General features: G+C 60.1%; 13 protein-coding genes and 2 tRNA genes. 7 read left to right on the top strand and 8 right to left on the bottom strand.

The window, feature by feature from the left end:
- Positions 1-461: 461 nt before the first annotated feature.
- Positions 462-2,774, bottom strand: coding sequence for a YgiQ family radical SAM protein (locus tag PseuLF5_RS18845; protein ID WP_186748303.1), 2,313 nt, complete (start codon positions 2,772-2,774; stop codon positions 462-464).
- 208 nt (positions 2,775-2,982) lie between these two features.
- On the opposite strand from PseuLF5_RS18845, the gene PseuLF5_RS18850 reads away from it, so the two are divergent.
- The 3 genes from PseuLF5_RS18850 (at position 2,983) to PseuLF5_RS18860 (ending at position 11,979) form a co-directional block, all read left to right on the top strand.
- Positions 2,983-5,550 carry a hypothetical protein gene (locus PseuLF5_RS18850; protein ID WP_340134304.1) on the top strand — a complete coding sequence of 856 codons (2,568 nt, stop codon included), beginning with the start codon at positions 2,983-2,985 and terminating at the stop codon, positions 5,548-5,550.
- A gap of 33 nt (positions 5,551-5,583) precedes the next feature.
- Positions 5,584-8,157, top strand: a complete 2,574-nt coding sequence (locus tag PseuLF5_RS18855) for a hypothetical protein (RefSeq protein WP_340134306.1) — start codon at positions 5,584-5,586, stop codon at positions 8,155-8,157.
- A 90-nt stretch (positions 8,158-8,247) separates the two neighbouring features.
- Positions 8,248-11,979: an NEL-type E3 ubiquitin ligase domain-containing protein gene (locus PseuLF5_RS18860; protein WP_340134307.1), complete on the top strand. Its 3,732-nt coding sequence runs from the start codon at positions 8,248-8,250 to the stop codon at positions 11,977-11,979.
- Positions 11,980-12,019: 40 nt separating this feature from the next.
- Here PseuLF5_RS18860 and dnaB read toward each other — a convergent pair whose 3' ends face one another.
- The 7 genes from dnaB to rnr form a co-directional block, all read right to left on the bottom strand.
- Positions 12,020-13,417, bottom strand: coding sequence for a replicative DNA helicase (dnaB, locus tag PseuLF5_RS18865; protein ID WP_053277211.1), 1,398 nt, complete (start codon positions 13,415-13,417; stop codon positions 12,020-12,022).
- Positions 13,418-13,538: 121 nt separating this feature from the next.
- Positions 13,539-13,985, bottom strand: a complete 447-nt coding sequence (gene rplI, locus PseuLF5_RS18870) for a 50S ribosomal protein L9 (RefSeq protein ID WP_003221136.1) — start codon at positions 13,983-13,985, stop codon at positions 13,539-13,541.
- Between the two features lie 19 nt (positions 13,986-14,004).
- On the bottom strand, positions 14,005-14,898 hold the full coding sequence (locus PseuLF5_RS18875) for a hypothetical protein (RefSeq protein WP_123470927.1): 894 nt from the start codon (positions 14,896-14,898) through the stop codon (positions 14,005-14,007).
- 36 nt (positions 14,899-14,934) lie between these two features.
- Positions 14,935-15,165, bottom strand: coding sequence for a 30S ribosomal protein S18 (gene rpsR / locus PseuLF5_RS18880; RefSeq protein WP_002551829.1), 231 nt, complete (start codon positions 15,163-15,165; stop codon positions 14,935-14,937).
- A 28-nt stretch (positions 15,166-15,193) separates the two neighbouring features.
- Positions 15,194-15,616 carry a 30S ribosomal protein S6 gene (gene rpsF, locus PseuLF5_RS18885; RefSeq protein WP_123470926.1) on the bottom strand — a complete coding sequence of 141 codons (423 nt, stop codon included), beginning with the start codon at positions 15,614-15,616 and terminating at the stop codon, positions 15,194-15,196.
- A 239-nt stretch (positions 15,617-15,855) separates the two neighbouring features.
- Positions 15,856-16,626 (bottom strand): 23S rRNA (guanosine(2251)-2'-O)-methyltransferase RlmB, encoded by a 771-nt coding sequence (gene rlmB, locus PseuLF5_RS18890; protein ID WP_128614582.1) that lies wholly within the window; start codon positions 16,624-16,626, stop codon positions 15,856-15,858.
- Positions 16,623-19,253, bottom strand: coding sequence for a ribonuclease R (rnr, locus tag PseuLF5_RS18895; RefSeq protein WP_222833780.1), 2,631 nt, complete (start codon positions 19,251-19,253; stop codon positions 16,623-16,625). Before rnr ends, rlmB begins: the two co-directional genes overlap by 4 nt.
- A 226-nt stretch (positions 19,254-19,479) precedes the next feature.
- Between rnr and PseuLF5_RS18900 the strand changes: the two genes are divergently transcribed.
- The 4 genes from PseuLF5_RS18900 to PseuLF5_RS18915 all read left to right on the top strand — a co-directional run bounded on the left by PseuLF5_RS18900 (position 19,480) and on the right by PseuLF5_RS18915 (position 22,601).
- Positions 19,480-19,566 (top strand) — tRNA-Leu (locus tag PseuLF5_RS18900).
- Between the two features lie 180 nt (positions 19,567-19,746).
- A tRNA-Leu gene (locus tag PseuLF5_RS18905) sits at positions 19,747-19,833 on the top strand.
- 192 nt (positions 19,834-20,025) lie between these two features.
- Positions 20,026-21,036 (top strand): extracellular solute-binding protein, encoded by a 1,011-nt coding sequence (locus PseuLF5_RS18910; protein ID WP_340134308.1) that lies wholly within the window; start codon positions 20,026-20,028, stop codon positions 21,034-21,036.
- Positions 21,036-22,601 (top strand): ABC transporter permease, encoded by a 1,566-nt coding sequence (locus PseuLF5_RS18915; RefSeq protein ID WP_340134309.1) that lies wholly within the window; start codon positions 21,036-21,038, stop codon positions 22,599-22,601. The genes PseuLF5_RS18910 and PseuLF5_RS18915 overlap by 1 nt, the downstream gene beginning before the upstream one ends.
- The last annotated feature ends 46 nt before the right edge of the window (positions 22,602-22,647 follow it).

The raw sequence follows: 22,647 nt of genomic DNA on the forward strand, positions 1-22,647 counted from the left end.
TTGCGAAGAGCCCCTCACCCTAGCCCTCTCCCGGAGGGAGAGGGAACTGACCGAGTTGACCATTCGAGCTACACCGACCTGAAACTCCGAGCCGAACTGCGATTTTGAAAAGCACACAGATCGGCTCCCGTCCCTGGATCTTTCCCGGAGAGAGAGCGGACTGACCGAGTTGATCATGCGAGCTACACCGACCTGAAACTCCGAGCCGAACTGCGATTTTGAAAAGCACTCAGATCGGCTCCCGTCCCTGGCCTTTCTCGGAGGAAGAGGGTACGCCGGCGTGAAAGTCTTGAGTCGGACTCAGATCTTGAAAAGCATGAAGATCTGCTCCCTTCCCCCTCGCCCCCCATGGGGGAGAGGGTTGGGGTGAGGGGGATGGATCTTGCAGCCAACATAAATCCAATCCCGGAAACGCAAAACGCCAACCCGAAGGTTGGCGTTCTGTTCAGCTCAAGCGTTGCTTAGCGCGGGACGACCGGCTTGCGCGCCGGTTTCGGCCCTTTGCCCTTGGCCGCGTCCTTACGCTCCTTGGCCGCCTGCTGGTTGCGGGCGAATGCCGCCGCCTTGGCCTGCTCACGCTTGTCCCACGGATTACCACCATCACTGGCACGCGGCGGCAGGCCGTTGTGCTGGGTGAGGATCTTGGTGGTCTTCTCTTTGCCTTCCTTCGCCACTTTATGGCTGCCGGCCGGCGTCGAGTTCTTGCGACGTGCGCTCTGGTAGCTGTCGGTGGCCGGCTGGTGCATCGGAATCAATTGGTCCTTGCCCGAACCGATCAGATCAGCGCGGCCCATGCGGATCAGCGCTTCACGCAGCATCGGCCAGCCTTTCGGGTCGTGATAACGCAAGAACGCCTTGTGCAGACGACGCTGCTCTTCGCTCTTGACGATGGTCACGCCGTCGCTCTTGTAGGTGACCTTGCGCAGCGGGTTCTTGCCCGAGTGGTACATCGCGGTGGCGGTGGCCATCGGCGACGGGTAGAACGCCTGCACCTGGTCGGCACGGAAACCGTTGCCCTTGAGCCACAGCGCCAGGTTCATCATGTCTTCGTCGGTGGTGCCCGGGTGGGCGGCGATGAAGTACGGAATCAGGTACTGCTCTTTGCCCGCTTCCTTGGTGTACTTCTCGAACATGCGCTTGAACTTGTCATAGCTGCCGATGCCCGGTTTCATCATCTGGTTGAGCGGACCTTCCTCGGTGTGTTCCGGGGCGATCTTCAGGTAGCCGCCGACGTGGTGGGTCACCAGTTCCTTGACGTACTCCGGCGACTCGACCGCGAGGTCGTAACGCAGGCCGGAAGCGATCAGGATCTTCTTCACGCCCGGCAAGGCACGGGCGCTGCGGTACAGCTGAATCAGCGACGAGTGGTCGGTGTTCAGGTTCGGGCAGATGCCCGGGAACACGCAGGACGGCTTGCGGCACGCGGATTCGATTTCCGGCGTTTTACAGGCGATGCGGTACATGTTTGCGGTCGGGCCGCCGAGGTCGGAAATGACCCCGGTGAAGCCTGGCACCTTGTCGCGGATCTCTTCGATTTCGCGAATGATCGACTCTTCGGAACGGTTCTGGATGATCCGGCCTTCGTGCTCGGTGATCGAGCAGAAGGTGCAGCCGCCGAAGCAGCCACGCATGATGTTCACCGAGAAACGGATCATGTCGTAGGCCGGGATCTTTTCCTTGCCGTACGCCGGGTGCGGAACCCGGGCGTAAGGCATGCCGAACACGTAGTCCATTTCTTCAGTGGTCATCGGAATCGGCGGCGGGTTGAACCAGACGTCGATCTCGCCATGCTTCTGCACCAGCGCACGGGCGTTGCCCGGGTTGGTTTCCAGGTGCAGCACGCGGTTGGCGTGGGCGTACAGCACCGGGTCGTTACGCACCTTTTCCATCGACGGCAGGCGGATCACGGTCTTGTCGCGGGTCATCTTCGGGCTGGCCAGGATCTGCACGACCTTGGCTTCCTCGGGATCATCCACCGGGCCTTTTTCTTGCTCGATGGCGCAGGCCTGGGTGTCCTGGGTGTTCACGTACGGGTTGATGATCTTGTCGATCTTGCCCGGACGGTCGATGCGCGTGGAGTCGACTTCGTACCAGCCTTGCGGCGTGTCACGACGGATGAACGCGGTGCCACGCACGTCGGTGATGTCTTCGATCTTGTGACCGTAGGACAGACGCTGGGCCACTTCGACAATGGCGCGCTCGGCGTTGCCGTACAGCAGAATGTCGGCGCTGGCGTCGATCAGGATCGAGTTACGCACACGGTCCTGCCAGTAGTCATAGTGCGCGATGCGGCGCAGCGAGGCTTCGATGCCGCCGAGCACGATCGGTACGTGCTTGTAGGCCTCTTTGCAGCGCTGGCTGTAAACCAGGCTCGCGCGATCCGGACGCTTGCCGGCCATGCCGCCCGGCGTATAGGCATCGTCGGAACGGATTTTCTTGTCCGCGGTGTAGCGGTTGATCATCGAGTCCATGTTGCCGGCCGCCACCCCGAAGAACAGGTTGGGCTCGCCAAGCTTCATGAAGTCGTCTTTGGACTGCCAGTTCGGCTGCGCAATGATCCCGACGCGGAAGCCCTGGGACTCCAGCAGCCGGCCGATGATCGCCATGCCGAACGACGGGTGATCGACGTAGGCATCACCGGTAACAATGATGATGTCGCACGAATCCCAGCCAAGCTGATCCATCTCCTCCCTGCTCATTGGCAGGAATGGCGCTGGTCCGAAACATTCGGCCCAATATTTTGGATAGTCAAATAACGGCTTGGCTGCTTGCATGTCGACGACCGGTGTTGAGATGAAAAATCGCGGGCGCGGAATATAGCACAAATTTTGACCAATTCCGACGGCAATGGTCGGTTTCTCTTTGAGCCGATACCTTGCCGGTCTCGCCCCCCCTGCGGCGCCAAAACCGGCCACACAACCTGACTCCCCATCGGCCAGCCATTATCGGCAGCCGATGTGACAACCCTTCAAGGATGAAGAAATGTCACCGAAACCACCCATCAGGGGCACGGCAATTGTCGATGTCCATCCACGTCCCGGCGCTGTCGTCAGCGGGCAAGCGCCGCGCACGCGAGTATCCAGCGCCGGTGCGCGCCCCCCTGCCCGGTATACGCCGGACAGCCCTGATCTGGATGCCATCCACCGCGTGCCTGCGGTCACAATCACGGCGGCGTCCTCCACGCCAGTCAGTCACCGTCCTGAGATGCGATCGCTGGAAGATTACTGGCAGAGCGCCGATATCCGCTTGCCGCCTGCCGATGACCAGGGATTACGGACGTTCAAGGGGCGCGACTACGTCGACCTGCCAGACGACCGCGTCGCGCTGGTGAAGAAGGATCCGGACACGGGACTCTACCGGGCCCGCCTGCCCAGTGAGCTCAGCCCCTCCGGCCCCGTGTTGATACGCGATGCACAGAGCCGGCTGTGGCATCCGCTCGATGACGCCAGACCGGCCACTTTTCTCCTGTCTGACGCACGCCTCGAAGCCTTTCGTACGGCGCTCGATTTCAGCGGTATCGAGCCCGGGTCGGATCGTCTGTACCGATTCAACGGCAAGCTGTATGCAGTCATCGCAGAACACGCGTATCAGGTGCTGCATGATCTGGACGCGTCCTCACCGAGGTCGACGGTCATGCGCATCGTTCATCCCGCAGATCCCGTGGCCCGGGACCACGGCAATATTTACATCGGGACACGCCCGGGGCGCTCGGAGCCGATTGTTTTCGATGCGCGGCATGGCTGGGTCGCCGCCCAGGTGGGCGGTACCAGCGGGATGCGCAGACGGGGGCAAACGTCCGCCGCCAGCCATTCAGCCGATCTGGCCTTGGAGCTGCGGTTGATGGATCTGGAATTAGAGCAGGCGATCACCATGACCGATCAGTTGGGATACCGATGGCTGGCAGCCAAAGACAAGCAGAACGAGCGAAACATCCTGGTGCAACTGGAAGACCAGCACCGACGAGAACTGGGAATACTGGAAAAAACCGTCAGTCTGCACCTCGAACACAAGGAGGCCGTCGTCGCCATCAAGGGCCGTGAGGCCTACAAAAACAAACTGATCACGCTGCGCAAGGGACAGATCCTGTCCTGCAACCAGTTGATGATCGCCAACGATTCACGCAAGTTGCTCGACGGCCCGATCTTCGGCGGCCCCGACACCGAATACCGCGCAGTCGCCACACATCTGGCGGACAAGCTGGTAGTCATGAAACAGCGTGAGCATTTTGCCGAGGAACTGTTGCACAAGTGGCGCCTGTCCGAGGAGGAGTTGAAGGCGGCGGCGTACGACCCGATAGAAATTCATGAAATCGTCGCCTTCTGGGTCTATGCCGAAAGTCGCACGCTGCCCGATGCCGCAACCTCCCTGGCCAGCCATGACTTCAATGCCAAGTACCTGGCGTATTCGTTCGGCCAGGTAACGTTCTCCTACCGGGCACTCAAGGGCATGCCGGAAGAAACCCGCGTTGCGGTGCTGAGCAGCCTGTTCGATCAATGCACGGCCATTCGCGCCGCGTTCGAACACATGCCGTTGCCGCCCGGCGCCGAGCCTGCCCGTTCACACGCAAAGATCGTCGAGGCGGTCCAGGCTTTCGAAACCACACTTGAAGAAAGCCTGAACCGTTATCACCGGCAATTGCTGAAAACGTCGATGCTGCCGGCGCACGAACAGCCCATCGACTTCGACTTCATCCCGCCGCAGGATCGCAGCGCACCGCCCGCCAGCCTCCGACGGGTTTTCCGCGCCAGGCACCACGGGGTCGACAAGATCAAGGTCGGGCACCCGCGCCGCTCCGAGACCGGCGTGGAAGTGATTGATGTCATGAGCCCCGTGGACGCCGTTCAGGTCATGCACACCTACGCACTGCAAGAGGGCCAGTGGCGCCCGATCGTGCCTCTGCAGGCCACGCCTCTGCCAGCGCTCAGGGCACAGGCCGGGCAGCAACTGCAACGCACCCAATCCTGGCTCGACCAGGCCTGGCAGGATGAACGGGAAAAACGCAATGCCACCAATATTGTCGAGTTTCTCGGCAGCAAGGCGGACGCTTGCGATCACCTCGCCAGACAGATCGATACCGCCCCCGATCGCACCGACGCCGACACCGTCACCTTCGTCCAGCGTCTGCAGCAGGACAGCCTCCGCCTGCGTAGCGAAGGCGAACACATCCGGATTCGCCTGTACAAAGACAAGGCGTTTCTCAGCGCCGACCGACTGGCCTACTTGATCGCCAAGGAACAGATCAGCGTGGTGCAGACCCAGCCACGCACGGTCTCCGGCAAGGGCTCGGATAAACACTTTCTCGACGTTTATTCGCTCAACGACAGAAGCACCGGCGCCCCCCTCTGGCACGCGCACTTTCACTACGACCGCATGAACAGCCCCAAGCAGGGCTTCACCGCACGCGGCGGCCACCTCAAGACCCTCGAGCAGAGCCGCCAGGGCATTAGCTCGCAACGCAGGGACGCCCGAAGCGGACACGAGCATGCCCCCATCTGGCGCGAAAGCATTGATGGCAAAACCGCACAGAAAATATTCGAACTGGCGACATGAGCCACTCACAGCACACTTTTCAAGGATGAAACCATGGTGATCAAACCACCCACCCGCCTCAATGTAGCGGTCGACGTTCACCCTCCGGCCCGGCCTCCGAGTACGCCCACCCCTTCACACCACATCGACGCAGGCCGGGTCAATTCGACACGCCGCACAGTGCCATCGCGGTCCGAGACGGGCGACATCAATGCGGACGCGATAATGCCCACGCGGGCGCCTTCGGTGACGCTCAACGAGTCGCCCCTCAGGAGCCAGCCGACAACACCGCAGTCGATCGAGGGTTACAGCATGCCGGCCATCCCCGCGCTGCCGGACGCCAACAGCGATGGCTTCAGGGTGCACAGGGGACGGCGCTACGTCGATCTGGCCAACAGCCGCGTCACGCTGGTTGCGAGAGATCCGGACACGGGACTGCTCAGAGCCCGACTGCCCAGCGAGCTGATCGCTTCCGGCCCGCTGCTTCTGCGCGATCCCGTCAGCCGGCTCTGGCACCCGCACACGCCACTCGACGCGGACAGCTTGCCGCTGACCGATACGCGTCTGGCTGCCTTTCGCACGGACCTGGACTTCAGGACTGCCGCCGCCGATGTCGACGGCCTGTTCAGTCACGCAGGCAAACGCTACTTGGTCATTCGTGGCCATGCTTATCAGGCATTGCAGGATCTCGATGCCTCCACGCCCGAACGGGCGGTCTGGCGCATCGTCAAACCGGCTGACCCCGTGGCCATCGACACCGCCAATACCTATAACGCCAGTCGCGCCGGGGCAACCCTGGCAGTCACCCGAAACGAGCGAAACGAATGGCTGGCAATCAACACCGGCCTCAAGGGCGGCATGCCACGCCATCCGGCGTTCAAACCGATACGGGACGAACTGATGCAGCGCTACCAGCCCATTCATAACGCGCACAAGGCCATTGAAAGGTCATCGCAACAATACGATGCCCTGCATGAGCAGGTGCGGCTGCAACCCGAAGGCAGTACCGAAAGAACCGAGGCCCTGATCAAGCTTGAAGTGCACATGCTCAAACTCCTCAAAATGCAGGCGGACTTCGTGCAGTCGCTGATCGATAACAGGGAATGGCTCAAGCATTTGAAAGCCAGCGGGCAATATAAGCGGGAATTGCGAACGTTCCAGAAGGAACGGGTGGAGAACCTGAACCGGCTCATGGTGATCATGGACATGCGAGTCAAACCTCTCGCCTTGGCCGTGTCCGTAAGCACTTACCGGAGAGTCATTACCCATCTGAACAAGAAGCTCAAGCTGCTCGAAGACCGTCAGGCCTTGATGGAACACATCAAGAAATCCGACCCCAGTTCAGTGTCTGACCTGGATGAATTGAACAACAAGCTCCCCGGCGTCGATCAGATCAAATTCAACCAGTTGACGCTTTACCTGCGCCTGCTGACGGATGACTCTCCGAATCCGCCCAGTCCGGGCATGGAATCGTTACGGGCGATCGACCTGTTCACCGAAAGTCTGAAGAGCATTCCCGAGCACCAGCAACCGTTGGCGTTGTTATTGGCCGTCGATCAGCTAAAGAACGAGAAAGGCCGATTCGCAGCGTTAATGACGCTGGAGAGTCCGGAAAAGGTCGGCTACATCAAAGAAATCATTACGCTGATCGAGCAATACGAAAGCAAAATCGAAAGTCGCCTGACCACTATCTATGACAGGTTCGAGCGCAACACCGAGCTTCCGCATCTCGATCAGGAGATCGATTTCGACTTTGTTCCGCCGCAGTCGAATACCTCGCCAGCCGTTCCGGCGCCGCCCAGGAAAATGTTCCGTACCCGCCAACACGGCACTTACAAGGTACTGGTGGGAGAAACGGAAATCGCTGCCGATGGTAATGTCACGCTCAAGGTGCCCGACCCGTTCCGCCCCGACAGCCCGCCGCAGCGCTACGAAAAACACCAGGGCGAATGGTTGCCGGTACGCCCGCACATTGTCGACACACCACGGCCCGAACGCCTCAGCGAAGCCCGTCGCCTGCTGGCCGGCGTCGCCGGACACTTGGCCGAAGCAAAATCCAGGGAAGCCAGAAAAACCAACCCGACGGATATTCTCGAGTATCTGGGCGCGGAGGCCGATCGCCTCAACGATCAGGCAAGATTGCTGGAAAACCATCAACAGGCCGTCGATGACAGCGAAACTGCCGGGCTGGTCGCACGCTTGCGCAGCGCTGGCGACTCACTGACCGAAGAAGGACAAAACGTTCTGGTGCGCATGTACAAAAACAGAGCCGTGCTGGATGTCATGCGCCTGAATTATCTGCTCGACCATGGCGAACTCGATGTGGTCCGTAAGGTGTCTCGCAAACCGATGGGCAAAGGCACGAAAAAAACATTTCTCGACGTTTACTCGATCAATGATCGCTCTGACGCCATGCCGTTATGGGAAGCCCATTTCCACTACGAGGCCCACGACAGCCATGCGCTGAATTTCACTGTCAAGGGCGGGCATCTGAAAACCCTTGAGCAGGCCGGACGCGGCACGTTGTCCCAGCGCAGGGATGAACAGGCCGGTTTACCGCATGTGGCCATCTGGCGTGAAACCTTCGATGGCAAAACCGCACAAAAAATATTCAACCTGGCGGCTTAAGACCGCCGGACAAACCTCAAGGCAATGACGCCGAATGCCTCACGGCTCCCGTTCGCGAGGGTCGAGGGGCAACCCTGCAAGGATGAAAATATGAAGATTCGCCCCCCCGTCAGAGGCACCACCACTGTCGACATCCATTCCCCTGCGACCTCCCCCGCACTGGCCCCCTCGTCGTCGCTCGACAGACCGGGCCGGATCGATGTCTGGGCGCCAACCACGACGCTGGCGCGGTACCACCCCGAGCCTGGTAGAGCACGACCCGACGTCAATCCCGATGCGATTGCGCCAGCCCCTCCATTGACCGTTCATGAGCTGCCGACGGCTGCAACCCTGCCTTCGCCCCGTGCGCAAACAGCCATCGAGTCCTACTGGATCGCCACTGGCGCACGCTTGCCGGAGGCTGACGCACAAGGTTTTCGTACACTCAAGGGACGCCCATATGTCGATGTGCCGGACGGCGGCACCGTGCAGATCGGCATCGATCCGTTGACCGGTCTGTACCGCGCCAGACTGCACAGCGAACTGACCCCTTCCGGCCCGGTGCTGGTGCGTGATGTCGACAGCGCGCTCTGGCATCCGCGCCCGGACCTTGAGTCGATCATCTTCACACTGTCCGAAACCCGCCTTGAAGCCTTCCGGACAACGCTGGACTTCGCCTACGTCGAAGTCGATGGCGACGGCCTGATCCGTCACGAGGGCAAACTCTACGTGGTGATCCACGAACGCACCTATCAGGTCTTGCATGATCAGGAGGCGTCGTCGCCCCACGCGGCGGTGATGCGCATCATCCGGACGCAGGATCCGGTGGCCCGTGACCCGGACAACGTGTATGTCGCCACTCGTCCCGGCCGATCGGAAGCCATCGTGTTCGATCCCCGGGATGGCTGGGTGGGCGTCAACGTCGCGGGAACGGGCGGAATGCGCCGTGGCGAACCGGAACGGCCGGTGCGCCAAAGTCTGGCCGAGCGCTTGGCCGCTTTCGTCAATCGCCCGAAAAGGCTGGAGCCTCGCGTGCGCAAACTGTTCCCCTCCTTTGACGATCAACAGGTTGCGACCTGGCTCCAGTCGTTTGGCGACACCGCCAGCGCCGCGCTGACTCGCAAGGAAGCTGAATACAAAACCCTGAAAAAGGATTTGCTTGCCTGGATCGAAAGCGGCGCGCAGACCTCCTCAGCTTCAGAGGTCAAGGCGAAGCTGATCGCCGATGAGATCAAACGCTGCTGGCGTCACGAGACCGCGGCGCGGCTGATATTGTCCGCCGAAGGCATATCCCTGCCGGTACTGAGCGCGGATTTCCGTCACGTGCGCGTGTTAACGCTTTCGGGCGTCAACGGGTCGGCTGCCGCCGAGACTTTTCTGTCCGGTTTTTCCGACCTGCACAGCTTGTCCATCAAGCATTCCAGCCTTGAAAAACTACCGGCTCCGGTGGCGGACATGCGCAAGCTGACACGGCTGGACTTGAGCTCGAACCACATAGAACTGGATCAGCAAGGCGCTGCAAGGCTGGCCGGCCTGAACCAGTTGATTGCGCTCGACCTTTCCCATAATCCTTTGAACAACACACCGGACTTCAGTGGCATGTCCGGATTGAATTCGCTGGATCTCAGTCACACCGGAATCACTCACTGGCCGACAGGCCTGGAGGAGATGAGCGCATTGACAGACCTGAATCTGAGCCACAACGCGCTTCGGGAAGTGCCACAGGCCTTCATTAATCCGGCCGCAGAACGCCTGGCGTCAGTGGCGCGTATCAACTCGGTCACACACCTGGCGGGTAACGACTTCCCTCCGGGCTACTGGAGAGAATTCGACAGTTACTGGCGGCGACTGAACAGAGAACATCCCGAGCTGATCAAGACGACGCACCCGACAGCCTTTGATACCGAAGATTCAGGGGTTCAGCGCTATCGGCGCTTGTATCCGGGCAAAAGCATCAAGGCCTGTCGGGACTTCATCTGGAGCCTTGAACAGGACGCCGCAGGCATCCGGCTCAATAACCTCGAACAGGAGTTCAGCATGCTGAAAGGCCAGCTCGATGCCTGGGTGTTTTCCGGCGGTGGCATCCGTCAGCGCTATATTCGGGCGAATCAATTGCAGATCAACGCGCAAAACCGTAACGACCGGACCGAGGCGAGCAATCGGATACTCGCTTGCTGGCGGCGTGAAACACCGCAGAAACTGGCCAACGACCAAACGCCGATCGGCCTCGAGCTGGACCTCAGCGGTCTGAACCTGCCCAGCCTGCCGGACATTGATGTGGACTTCAGTCATGTCGGTTCGCTGAAACTGAGCAACATGAGCCTGAGCACGTCGCCCGAAGGTTTTCTGACCCGTTTTCGCCATGTGCGCTGGCTGGACCTTTCGCGCAATCAACTGCGTGAACTACCGCCCGCCGTTGGCGAAATGCACGGTCTGACCCGTCTGTTTTTGCAGGACAACCAGATTGCCCTGACCGCCGAGAGCGCCCAGGTTCTGGCTGGACGCAGCACACTGCGCGCCCTGTGGCTGAACGACAACCCTCATTTGGCTATCACCCCGGACTTCAGCCAGATCCTCGATATGCGTTCGCTCAATCTGGCGAACACTGGCATCGATGCATTCCCCACGGGACTTGTCGACCAGCCCTTGCTCGACACCGTCAATCTGCGTCACAACCGGATCACGGAGATTCACGACGCGGTCATCGCACCACCGGACGAGCGCCTGGCGCACACCGCACGGGTCAACAACGTCACCGACATTGGCAGAAATCCGTTATCCGCGGAAACCCTTACACGCCTCAACCGTTACAACGAACGCCTGATAGAAGCCGAGACACCGTTGACCGGCCGCAACAATCTGATCGACTCCGCCCGCGGACGGGGCCCGGCCGTCGTTCGGGCCATGGCTGACGACCCGATGGCACGCTGGACCGCCGGCCTGTCCGCCGACGAGGTGTCCGCCAGGAGAACTCAATGGCAGACCCTGCGTGATCAGCAAGGTTCGGACGGTTTGTTCGATACCCTTGAACGCTTGCTGCAAGATCCCGCCGGCCACCAGGCACTGCAGCAAAGGGTCTGGAAGGTGATTGATAGCATCACCGAAAACAGTCCGGAGTCCGAACGCTTGCGCAGGGAGCTTTTCTCTCGGGCGGGCGAAGCGACCTGCTGTGACCGGGCGGCCTTCACATTTGCCAATCTTGAAGTGCGGACAATGATGTACAACGCGCGGACCCAGGCCCGTGACCAGGCACAAGGCCCGGAGCTGTCAGCGCTTTCCAAAGCGTTGTTCCGCCTGCACGAGGTGGACAAAATCGCATCGGCGGACATCGCACGGCGTGAAGCGGCCATCAGCGAAACGCGAGGAACCCAGGCAGGCGCGGCCCATGTACAGGAGGAGGTCGAAATCCGGCTCGCCTACCGCCACGGCCTGAAAGATCGCCTGCAACTGCCGGGACAACCCGAGCGGATGGGCTTTGCACAGTTGGCCAACGTGTCAAAGGCCCAATTGGATGCCGCCTACGAAAAAGTCATTGCGCTGGATAATTCTCCAGAAGAATTTCAGGCGTTGATCTCGCGGGAGTTCTGGCAGGAGTTCGTCACACACAAGTACCGGTCGCAGTTCGAATCCCAGCGTCAGCCATTCCAGGATCGTCAGTCGACGCTCGACGACGCACATAACGCGAAGACACTGGCGTTTGCCGACTATGACGAGCAGTCAAGGGCACTGCAGGCTTCACTGGCAATCGAGGAAGCGGCGCTGGTCGAGACGCTGACCCGGCAAGAGCTGAGTGAGCAGGCTGCCCGCAGCACGGACGAACAGACAACCCGCGAAGCTGAATGACACTGAGAGAGACCGTTGGCCGAATGAGGTCGGCCGACGGTCACTCGTCGTCGTCGAAGTTGTAACTGCCCGGCGCGAGGTTTTCGAAACGCGTGTACTTACCGATGAACGCCAGACGGATGAAGCCGATCGGGCCGTTACGCTGCTTGCCGATGATGATTTCGGCAATGCCCTTGTGTTCGGTTTCCGGGTGATACACCTCGTCCCGGTACACGAACATGATCACGTCGGCGTCCTGCTCGATCGCTCCGGATTCCCGCAAGTCGGAGTTCACCGGGCGCTTGTTCGGGCGTTGCTCCAGGGAACGGTTGAGCTGTGACAGGGCAACCACCGGGCAATTGAACTCCTTGGCCAGGGCTTTGAGGGAACGCGAGATCTCGGAAATCTCGTTGGTCCGGTTGTCACCGCTGGAGCCGGGAATCTGCATCAGTTGCAGGTAGTCGATCATGATCAGGCCGATATCGCCGTGCTCACGCACCAGACGCCGGGTGCGCGCACGCATTTCCGACGGACTGATGCCCGCGGTGTCGTCGATGAACAGCTTGCGATCGTTGAGCAGATTGACTGCCGAGGTCAGGCGTGGCCAGTCGTCGTCTTCCAGCTGGCCGGAACGAACCTTGGTCTGGTCGATACGACCCAGCGACGACAGCATACGCATGATCAGCGATTCACCTGGCATCTCGAGGGAGTACACCAGCACGGCCTTCTCGCTGCGCAACACCGCGTTTTCCACCAGGTTCATCGCAAAGGTGGTTTTACCCATCGACGGACGGCCCGCGACGATGATCAAGTCGGCCGGTTGCAGGCCACTGGTCTTCTCGTCGAGGTCGGTGTAACCGGTGGACAGGCCGGTGATGGCGTTGTCGGTGTTGAACAGGGTGTCGATGCGGTCGATGGCCTTGGTCAACAGTTCGTTGACGCCCACCGGGCCGCCGGTCTTCGGCCGCGCTTCGGCGATCTGGAAGATCTGCCGTTCGGCCTCGTCGAGGATCTCTTCGGCGGTGCGACCTTCGGGGTTGAAGGCGCTGTCGGCGATTTCGGTGCTGATGCCGATCAACTGGCGCAACGTCGCCCGCTGGCGAACGATCTGCGCATAGGCCTTGATGTTGGCGACGGACGGCGTATTTTTCGCCAGCTCGCCGAGGTAACCGAGGCCACCGACCTGCGAAGTCTGCCCTTCCTTGTCCAGTTGCTCGGACAGGGTCACGACGTCGATCGGCATGTTCTGATCGGCCAGTTTGGCGATCGCACGGAAGATCAGACGGTGGTCATGCCGATAGAAATCGCCGTCGGAGACTTGATCGAGCACGCGTTCCCAGGCGTTGTTGTCCAGCATCAGACCACCGAGCACAGCCTGTTCGGCCTCGATGGAATGCGGCGGCACCTTCAGGGCAGCGGTTTGCAGATCGTATTGCTCGGGAGCGGAGATATCGTTCATGGCCACTTGTGTTTGTTTGGAAAAACAGGGAATTCAGAAAGACAAAGGGCACGACCTGTAAACAGGATCGTGCCCGATGTTAACCGTCTGACGGACAAGCCGCCAGCCGATCAGGTGTTGCTTAAGCTGCTACCACGACAACGCGTACGGTGGCTTCAACTTCGGCGTGCAGGTGCACAGCCACGTCGAATTCACCCACGTTGCGGATGGTGCCGTTCGGCAGACGAACTTCGCTCTTCTGCACTTCAACGCCGGAGGCGGTCAGTGCGTCAGCGATGTCGTGAGTACCGATCGAACCGAACAGCTTGCCTTCGTCGCCAGCGGTGGCAGTGATGGTCACTTCCAGCTCGGCCAGTTGGGCAGCACGGCTTTCAGCCGATGCTTTACGGTCTGCGGCGGCTTTTTCCAGCTCAGCGCGACGCTCTTCGAACGCAGCCAGGTTGGCAGCGGTCGCAGCGGTAGCTTTGCCGAAAGGCAGCAGGTAGTTACGGCCGTAACCGGCCTTAACGTTTACTTTGTCGCCCAGGTTGCCCAGGTTGGCGATTTTTTCCAGAAGGATCAGTTGCATGTGGAAATCCTCTTAACTTTTAACCTTCACCGTTCGCGCTGTCGGTGTCTTTCGACACGTGACGACCGCGAAAATCAATCAGGCTGTCGACAATGGCCAGAACCACGAGCAACGGATAGATCAGCTGCATGAACAACAGCAGCGTGACGTACAACCCCACCAGCCAGAAACCGGCCAGTCGCTTCTGCCCGACCAGCCCGTGAATCAGGGCGAGTCCGGCGAACACCAGCGGTACACTGCACAACGGCGTCAACATGGCCATCTGTGCACCGAGATTCGGGCCCAGAAGCATCAACGCCAGCAGCAACATCGCCGGCCCCAGCGGGATCCGGATGGCGCGAAACTCGCGACCAAAACCACCCGGGTTGTACAACAACGCCTGCCAATGCCGCCCGACAATCAGGCTCAGCACGCTGACGATCTGCAACAGTGCCGCAATCAGTCCGGTCAGCACGGGTGCAATCAGGGACGCGAAATGCGCTTGCTCATCGACCGACAATTGCTTGTAGGTTTCACCGAGAAGCGCCGGCATGACCTTTATCAAGGCCTGCGCGAGCATCTCGATCTGGGCCGCAAACGCCGCCCCGAGCACCACTGAAAACACCACGCCAATCGCTACGCTGACCAGCAGCGTACGAACCCAGGACTCACTTGCGCGCAAAACCAACGCAAGTCCCGAAGACCCCAGCAGCACCAGAAGTGCCCGTGGGTCATCGGCATACAGCCACCAGATCAACGCCGGCAGCAGCCCCAGAGACAGAACACCCAGGGCGTCCGTCAGTCCGCGCCGCAGCAGCACAAGGCTCCCTGCGGCAGCACCCAACCAATACAACAACGGCAATGTTGCACATCCGGCCACCACGAGAGTGGCCTGCATACGGCCTCGCATGATGAACTCAGCTAAGGCACGCATGCATTCAATCCTTTGCTACTTGTCGACTGCCCGGTCTCAGCGGCCGTGGCTGTCGGTGTAGGCCAGCAGGGCCAGGAAGCGGGCGCGCTTGATAGCGGTGGCCAGCTGACGCTGATAACGAGCTTTGGTACCGGTGATGCGGCTTGGAACGATTTTGCCGGTCTCGGATACGTAGGCTTTCAGAGTGTTGAGATCTTTGTAATCGATCTCTTTCACGTCTTCAGCGGTGAAGCGGCAGAATTTACGACGACGGAAGAAACGTGCCATTTGATAGGCTCCTTAAAAGGTCCGTGGATTACTCGTCAGCGTTATCGCTGTTGTCGCTGTCATCACTATCAGCGCTATCAACGCCTTCGTGCTCAGGACGGTCGCGACGCTCACGGCGCTCACTGCGGTTTTCTTCAGCCTTGAGCATCTCGGACTGGCCAGTAACGGCTTCGTCGCGACGGATGACCAGGTTACGGATCACTGCATCGTTGTAGCGGAAGTTGTCTTCCAGCTCGGCCAGAGCCTTGCCAGTGCACTCAACGTTCAGCATCACGTAGTGAGCCTTGTGAACATTGTTGATTGCGTAGGCCAGTTGACGACGGCCCCAGTCTTCCAGACGGTGGATTTTGCCGCCGTCTTCTTCGATCAGCTTGGTGTAACGCTCAACCATGCCGCCGACTTGCTCGCTCTGGTCAGGGTGGACCAGAAAGATGATTTCGTAATGACGCATGAATGCTCCTTACGGGTTGTAGCCTGCCGCTCAAAAACGGTCAGACAAGGAGTGAATGACACTTATGGACTTGCTGGCGCGGGGCACATCGGTGCCTGCCGTCACAGCAAGGGGCGCAATTGTAGAGAAGGGACTGCAGAGGTGCAAGGCAATTGGTGAATATTTGAACAGCAGCTGTAAGCATCGAGCCTCAAGCTGCAAGCGGGTCCGCTTTTAGCTTGAGGCTTGCAGCTAAATGCTTAAGGCTTGCGCGAAGCGGCAGCCTTGGCCTTGGCGCCGCGTTGACGCTGCGCTTCGAACAGGCACACACCGGTTGCCACGGACACATTGAGGCTGCTGACGCTGCCGGCCATCGGCAGGTTCACCAGATAGTCGCAGTGCTCGCGCGTCAGGCGGCGCATGCCTTTGCCTTCGGCGCCCATGATCAGAATGGTCGGGCCGGTCAGGTCCTGGTCATAAATGCTGACCTCGGCCTCACCTGCCGTGCCAACCACCCACAGACCGCGCTGCTGAAGCTTTTCCAGGGTGCGAGCGAGATTGGTTACTGCCACCAGCGGAATCACTTCCGCCGCGCCGCAGGCGACTTTGCGCACCACGGGCGTCAGGGTCGCCGACTTGTCTTTCGGCACGATCACCGCCAGCGCACCGGCGGCATCCGCCGAACGCAGGCAGGCGCCGAGGTTGTGCGGATCGGTCACGCCGTCGAGCACCAGCAACAGTGGCGCGCCTTCGGTGCGATCAAGCAGCTCATCGAGCATCGCCTCGCCCCAGACCTGGCTCGGACTGACGTCCGCCACCACGCCCTGGTGCACGCCCTCAACCCAGGCATCCATTTCGCGACGCTCGGCCTGACCGACCTGAACGCGGTTTTCATTGGCCAGCTCGATCAGGGTCTGCACCCGCGGATCGTTGCGGCTTTCGGCCAGCCAGATCTGCTTGACGCGTTTCGGATGGTGACGCAACAACGCTTCTACCGCGTGAACGCCGTAGATTTTTTCCAACTGACTCATGACTTCGCCTTCGGTTTACGTGCCCCGCCACTTTTGGCTGGAGCAGAACCCGCTTTCGGCGGGCCTTTACGGTGTTTGCTCGGTTTGGCTGGCTTGCCGCCGGTCGCCTTGTCAGGCGCCGACCGTCCGGTCTTTCCCCCGGACGCCGCTTTACCACCGTTTTTGGCATCGGAAAGCAGCGCTTTCTTCATTTCACGGCTTTTGCGCAACTCGGCGTTTTTCGCCACGGCGTCGCTCGGGCGATAGGCTTCTGCGGCTTTTTCCTTGGCAGGACGACGGCTGGCAGTTTTAGCCGGGGCCTTTTCTTCCGAAACCTTGGCCGCTGGAGCTGCAGTTTCAGCACCACGTTTTTTGCGACCGATCGGCGCGCTGATGGTTTTTTCGGCCATCTCGAAGTCGATCTTGCGCTCGTCGAGGTCGACGCGCATGACACGCACTTCAACGGTATCGCCGAGACGGAAGCTACGACCGGTGCGCTCGCCCGCCAGGCGGTGATGCACAGGATCGAAATGGTAGTAGTCACCCGGCAGCGCGGTGACGTGCACCAGGCCTTCGACGTAAATATCGGTCAGCTCGACGAACAGGCCAAAACCGGTCACGGCGGTGATCACGCCCGGGAACGATTCGCCCACGCGATCCTTCATGAACTCGCACTTGAGCCAGTTCACTACGTCGCGGGTCGCTTCGTCGGCACGGCGCTCGCTCATCGAGCACTGCTCGCCGAGTTGCTCCAGCGCCGCCTCGTCGTAAGGATAGATCCGCGCTTTCGGGATGGTCATCGCGCCGGCACGACGAACGTGCGGGGTGTCCTGCTTGGAATGGATCACGCTGCGGATGGCGCGGTGCGTGAGCAAGTCCGGGTAACGACGAATCGGCGAGGTGAAGTGGGTATAGGCTTCGTAGTTCAGGCCGAAGTGACCTTCGTTCTGGGCGCTGTACACCGCCTGGCTCAGGGAGCGCAGCATCACGGTCTGGATCAGATGGAAGTCCGGACGGTCCTTGATGCTCGCCAACAGGGCCTGATAATCCTTCGGCGACGGGCCATCCTTGCCTTTGTGCAGGGACAGACCGAGCTCGCCGAGGAAGGCGCGCAGTTTTTCCAGACGCTCCGGTGGCGGGCCGTCGTGGACGCGATACAGCGCAGGAATTTCGTGCTTCTTGAGGAACTCGGCAGTGGCCACGTTGGCCGCCAGCATGCACTCCTCGATCAGCTTGTGCGCATCGTTGCGGGTGGTCGGACGGATTTCGGCAATCTTGCGCTCGGAACCGAAGATGATCCGGGTTTCCTGGGTTTCGAAATCGATCGCGCCACGCACGTGACGAGCCGCCAGCAGCACTTTGTACAGCGCATAAAGCTGCTTGAGGTGCGGCACGACGTCGGTGTATTCGCCACGAAGCTTGCGGGCTTCGGTGGCTTTCGGGGTTTCCAGCATCGCGCTGACCTTGTTGTAGGTCAGACGCGCGTGGGAGTGAATCACCGCTTCATAGAAGCAGTAGTCGGTCATTTCGCCGGACTTGGAGATGGTCATCTCGCAAACCATGGCCAGACGATCGACGTGCGGGTTCAGCGAGCACAGGCCGTTGGACAGCTGCTCAGGGAGCATCGGCACCACACGTTCAGGGAAGTACACCGAGTTGCCGCGCACCTGGGCTTCGTTGTCCAGCGCCGAACCGATCTTCACGTAGCTGGAAACGTCGGCAATCGCCACGTACAACTTCCAGCCACCGGAGAACAGGCGCAGCTTGCCCGGTTTGGCTTCGCAATAAACAGCATCGTCGAAGTCGCGGGCGTCTTCGCCGTCAATGGTGACGAACGGCAGATGGCGCAGGTCGACGCGCTTCTCTTTGTCTTTTTCTTCGACTTCCGGCTTGAGCTTGGCCGCTTCTTTGAGAACGGCTTCAGGCCAGACGTGCGGGATGTCGTAAGTGCGCAGAGCGACATCGATTTCCATGCCCGGCGCCATGTAGTTGCCGACCACTTCAACCACGTCGCCTTGCGGCTGGAAGCGCGGCGTCGGCCAGTGGGTGATTTTCACCTCGACGAACTGACCGATCTGCGCGTTGGCGTTGCGGCCCGGAGTGACCAGCACTTCCTGCTGGATCTTCGGGTTGTCCGCGACGACGAAGCCGATACCGCCTTCTTCAAAGTAGCGACCGACGATGGTTTCGTGAGCACGCGAGACCACTTCGACGATCACGCCTTCGCGGCGACCACGACGGTCGAGACCGGAAACACGTGCCAGCGCACGGTCGCCATCGAATACCAGACGCATTTGCGCCGGGCTCATGAACAGGTCGTCGCTGCCGTCGTCCGGCACCAGGAAGCCGAAACCGTCACGGTGACCGCTGATGCGGCCGAGGATCAGGTCGAGCTTGTCGACCGGCGCGTAAGTGCCACGGCGGGTGTAGATCAGTTGAGCATCGCGCTCCATGGCGCGCAGACGGCGGCGCAGGGCTTCGATCTGGTCTTCTGTGGTCAGACCAAACTCTTCGACCAGTTGCTCACGGGCAGCAGGCGAACCCCGATCGGCGAGATGCGCCAGGATCAGTTCGCGGCTAGGAATAGGGTTTTCATATTTTTCCGCTTCACGAGCGGCCTCGGGATCGAGGGACTGCCAATCGGCCATTAGAGAGTTTTCACCTTGTCTATATGCGGGTTAGTTTGGCATAGGCGCCATGAAACGGGAAATTTCCGACTATATAAGGCCCTTATGAGGGTCTGTATCGTCGCTTGAAAGCCGTTTTGAACACCGCCGGTAAAAAAAATCATATTTTTTGCTGACAGGGGTTTACAGTTAAAAAGGCGCTCCGTATAGTGCGCGCCATCGACGACGCACAAGCGTTAACGATACTGCCCAGATGGTGAAATTGGTAGACACGCCAGCTTCAGGTGCTGGTGACCTTACGGTCGTGGAAGTTCGAGTCTTCTTCTGGGCACCAATTTCGAGTTTGAGACTAGATCAGTTTCAAAGCTCACACAAAACCCGCGAAAGCGGGTTTTTTGCATTCTAAGCCCGGGTTTTCTTAAAACTGATTTATTAAAATTAAATCAGGGGTTTACAGATCAAAACGCGCTCCGTATAGTGCGCCACATCAACAGCGGCAACGCTAGCGATGATTGCCCAGATGGTGAAATTGGTAGACACGCCAGCTTCAGGTGCTGGTGACCTTACGGTCGTGGAAGTTCGAGTCTTCTTCTGGGCACCAATTCAAATTCAAGGTTACGGCCTTGAGTTTCCCAAAAACCCGCGAAAGCGGGTTTTTGCGTTTCTGGCTTCCCGAAACCCCATCACCATCGCACCTATCAAAACGCCAGCCTCACCGCAAGGCGCACTTGAGAAACAATATCGTTTATCATTGTTGCAAGTTTTTGCAATGCGACAGTGAGGAACCCTGCGAATGACGTTTCGAAATACCCTGCGCCGAGGCTTGACCTTCACCCTGCTCGGCCTGGCACTCGCCTCTCCCCTCACCCAGGCTGCCGATACGGTTTCCCTGACTCTTTACAACGGCCAGCACAAGGAAGTCGGCGACGCGATCGCCAAGGCCTTTGAAGCCAAGACCGGCATTCACGTCAACGTGCGCAAAGGCAGCAGCAACCAGCTCGCCAGCCAGATCATCGAGGAAGGCGACCGCTCCCCCGCCGACGTCATTTACACCGAAGAATCCCCACCGCTGAACAACCTTGGCGAACAGGGTCTGCTGGCCAAGGCCGATGACGCGACCCTGGCCGTACTGCCGGAAAAATACGTCGCGGCTAACGGCACCTGGATTGGCGTGACGGCACGGGTTCGCGTGGTCGCTTTCAACCCGAAACTGGTCGACGAAAAAGACCTGCCAAAATCAGTCCTGGATTTCGCCAATCCACAGTGGCAAGGCAAAGTCGGCTTCGTGCCAACCAGCGGCGCGTTTCAGGAACAAGCCGTGGCCATCATCAAGATGCATGGTCGTGACGCCGCCGAAGAATGGCTGACCGGCCTGCGCGCTTTCGGCAAGACCTACAGCAACAACATGGTCGCGCTCAAAGCCGTGGAAAACGGCGAAGTCGCCACCGTGCTGGTGAACAACTACTACTGGTTCGCCCTGCAACGGGAAAAAGGCAAGCTGGACTCGAAGCTGCATTACTTCAGCGGTGGTGACGTCGGCGGCCTGATCACCGTGTCCAGCGCTGCCGTGCTGAAATCCAGCAAACATCCAAAAGAAGCTCAACAATTTCTTGCCTACATGGCCAGCGAAGAAGGTCAGCGCGTGATCACCCAGACCACCGCCGAATACCCGCTGCACAAAGGCATGGAATCGGATCGTGGGCTCAAGCCGTTCAGCGAGCTGGAAGCGCCGAACGTGACCCCGGCCGATCTGGGCAATGCCGAAGAAGCGCTGGAACTGGAACGCGAAGTTGGCTTGAACTGATGGTCGCATCGTTATCCGCCCCCGCCGCGCGCGGGGGTTACGTACCCCGGCGCAAGCGACCGTCGATCTGGCTGGTGCTGCCGGTATTGCTGCTGGTGGTGATGAGCGTATTGCCATTGGCCTACGTCGGACTCAAGGCCTGGCAAGCGGGCTGGGCCGAGGCGCTGCACCTGTTGTGGCGCCCTTACGTGTTCGGCCTGCTGTGCAATACCTTGGCGCTGATGGTCGGTGTGACCATCACCTGCGCCGTGATTGGCCTATCGCTGGCCTGGCTGCTGGAGCGCAGCAATTTGCCGGGGCGGCGTCTGTGGGGCGTGATTCTATGTCTGCCGTTCGCGGTACCGGCGTTTGTCAGCAGCTTCACCTGGGTGTCGCTGAGCGCGCAGTTCGAAGGCCTCGGCGGTGCAATTCTGGTGATGAGTCTGTCGAAATACCCGCTGATTTTTCTGCCGGTCGCAGCGACCTTGCGCAATCTCGATCCCTCCCTTGAGGAATCCGCCCGCACCCTGGGACAGAACCGCTGGGGTGTGTTTTTCCGCGTTACCCTGCCGCTGCTGTGGCCGTCGCTGCTGGCGGGCTCGCTGCTGATTGCCCTGCACATGCTGGTTGAATTCGGCGCGCTGTCGATCATCGGCCTGCAAACATTCACCACAGCGATCTATCAGCAGTTCGAGCTGGAGTTCAGCAACGCCAATGCCGCGATGCTGTCGGCGGTGTTGCTGGCGCTGTGCCTGGTGCTGTTGTGGCTGGAACTGCGCGTGCGCGGCAAGGGTCGGCATGTGCGCACCGGCCAGGGTGCTGCGCGTCAGGCCGAGCAAGTGCGGTTGGGGCCTTGGGCGGTTGCCGGTCAGTTGTATTGCCTGTTGCTGGCGATTGTCGGCAGCGGGATTCCGCTAGGCATGCTCGCGTACTGGCTGGCGGTGGGCTCATCGGCAGCCTTCCCGGTCGGGGCGATCACCGAGGCCCTGCTGTCTTCGCTGGCCTTGTCGCTCGGCGGCGCCGGGCTGTGCCTGCTGCTGGCGGTGCCGGTCGGGTTGCTGGTGGTGCGTTACAAGGGCCGACTGGCGATCTGGGCCGAGCGCCTGCCGTATCTGCTCCACGCCTTGCCGGGCCTGGTGATCGCGCTGACGCTGGTGTATTTCGCCCTGCATTACGTGCCGGTGCTGTATCAGACGTCGGCGCTGTTGCTGATTGCCTATGCATTGTTGTTTTTGCCGCTGGCGCAGGCGCCGATTCGTACGGCACTGAATAAGGCTGCACCGCAGCTGGAAGAGGCCGCGCGCACCTTGGGGGCGTCGTCGTTCACAGCGTTTTGCCGGGTGACATTGCCGATCATTTTCCCGGCATTGGGCGCGGCGTTTGCGCTGGTGTTTCTCGATGCGATGAAGGAACTGACCGCGACGCTGTTGCTGAGCCCGACCGGGCTCAACACACTGGCGACGGAAGTCTGGGCGCATACCGCGAATGTCGAGTTTGCGGCGGCGGCGCCTTATGCGGCGCTGTTGATTTTGGTGTCGGGGCTGCCGGTGTATCTGCTGACGACGCGGATGTATCTGAGCCGCTGAAATAGCTATCGCGAGCAGGCTCACTCCTACATCGGAATGCGCTTCC

It is taken from the genome of Pseudomonas sp. LF-5, from assembly GCF_037626295.1.
Taxonomy (GTDB): Bacteria; Pseudomonadota; Gammaproteobacteria; order Pseudomonadales; family Pseudomonadaceae; genus Aquipseudomonas; species Aquipseudomonas monsensis.

Bases quoted from the DNA above. Each gene is read 5' to 3' on its own strand.
- PseuLF5_RS18845 (WP_186748303.1), bottom strand. From the start codon at position 2,774: ATGCAAGCAGCCAAGCCGTTATTTGACTATCCAAAATATTGGGCCGAA.
- PseuLF5_RS18850 (WP_340134304.1), top strand. From the start codon at position 2,983: ATGTCACCGAAACCACCCATCAGGGGCACGGCAATTGTCGATGTCCAT.
- PseuLF5_RS18855 (WP_340134306.1), top strand. From the start codon at position 5,584: ATGGTGATCAAACCACCCACCCGCCTCAATGTAGCGGTCGACGTTCAC.
- PseuLF5_RS18860 (WP_340134307.1), top strand. From the start codon at position 8,248: ATGAAGATTCGCCCCCCCGTCAGAGGCACCACCACTGTCGACATCCAT.
- dnaB (WP_053277211.1), bottom strand. From the start codon at position 13,417: ATGAACGATATCTCCGCTCCCGAGCAATACGATCTGCAAACCGCTGCC.
- rplI (WP_003221136.1), bottom strand. From the start codon at position 13,985: ATGCAACTGATCCTTCTGGAAAAAATCGCCAACCTGGGCAACCTGGGC.
- PseuLF5_RS18875 (WP_123470927.1), bottom strand. From the start codon at position 14,898: ATGCGTGCCTTAGCTGAGTTCATCATGCGAGGCCGTATGCAGGCCACT.
- rpsR (WP_002551829.1), bottom strand. From the start codon at position 15,165: ATGGCACGTTTCTTCCGTCGTCGTAAATTCTGCCGCTTCACCGCTGAA.
- rpsF (WP_123470926.1), bottom strand. From the start codon at position 15,616: ATGCGTCATTACGAAATCATCTTTCTGGTCCACCCTGACCAGAGCGAG.
- rlmB (WP_128614582.1), bottom strand. From the start codon at position 16,626: ATGAGTCAGTTGGAAAAAATCTACGGCGTTCACGCGGTAGAAGCGTTG.
- rnr (WP_222833780.1), bottom strand. From the start codon at position 19,253: ATGGCCGATTGGCAGTCCCTCGATCCCGAGGCCGCTCGTGAAGCGGAA.
- PseuLF5_RS18910 (WP_340134308.1), top strand. From the start codon at position 20,026: ATGACGTTTCGAAATACCCTGCGCCGAGGCTTGACCTTCACCCTGCTC.
- PseuLF5_RS18915 (WP_340134309.1), top strand. From the start codon at position 21,036: ATGGTCGCATCGTTATCCGCCCCCGCCGCGCGCGGGGGTTACGTACCC.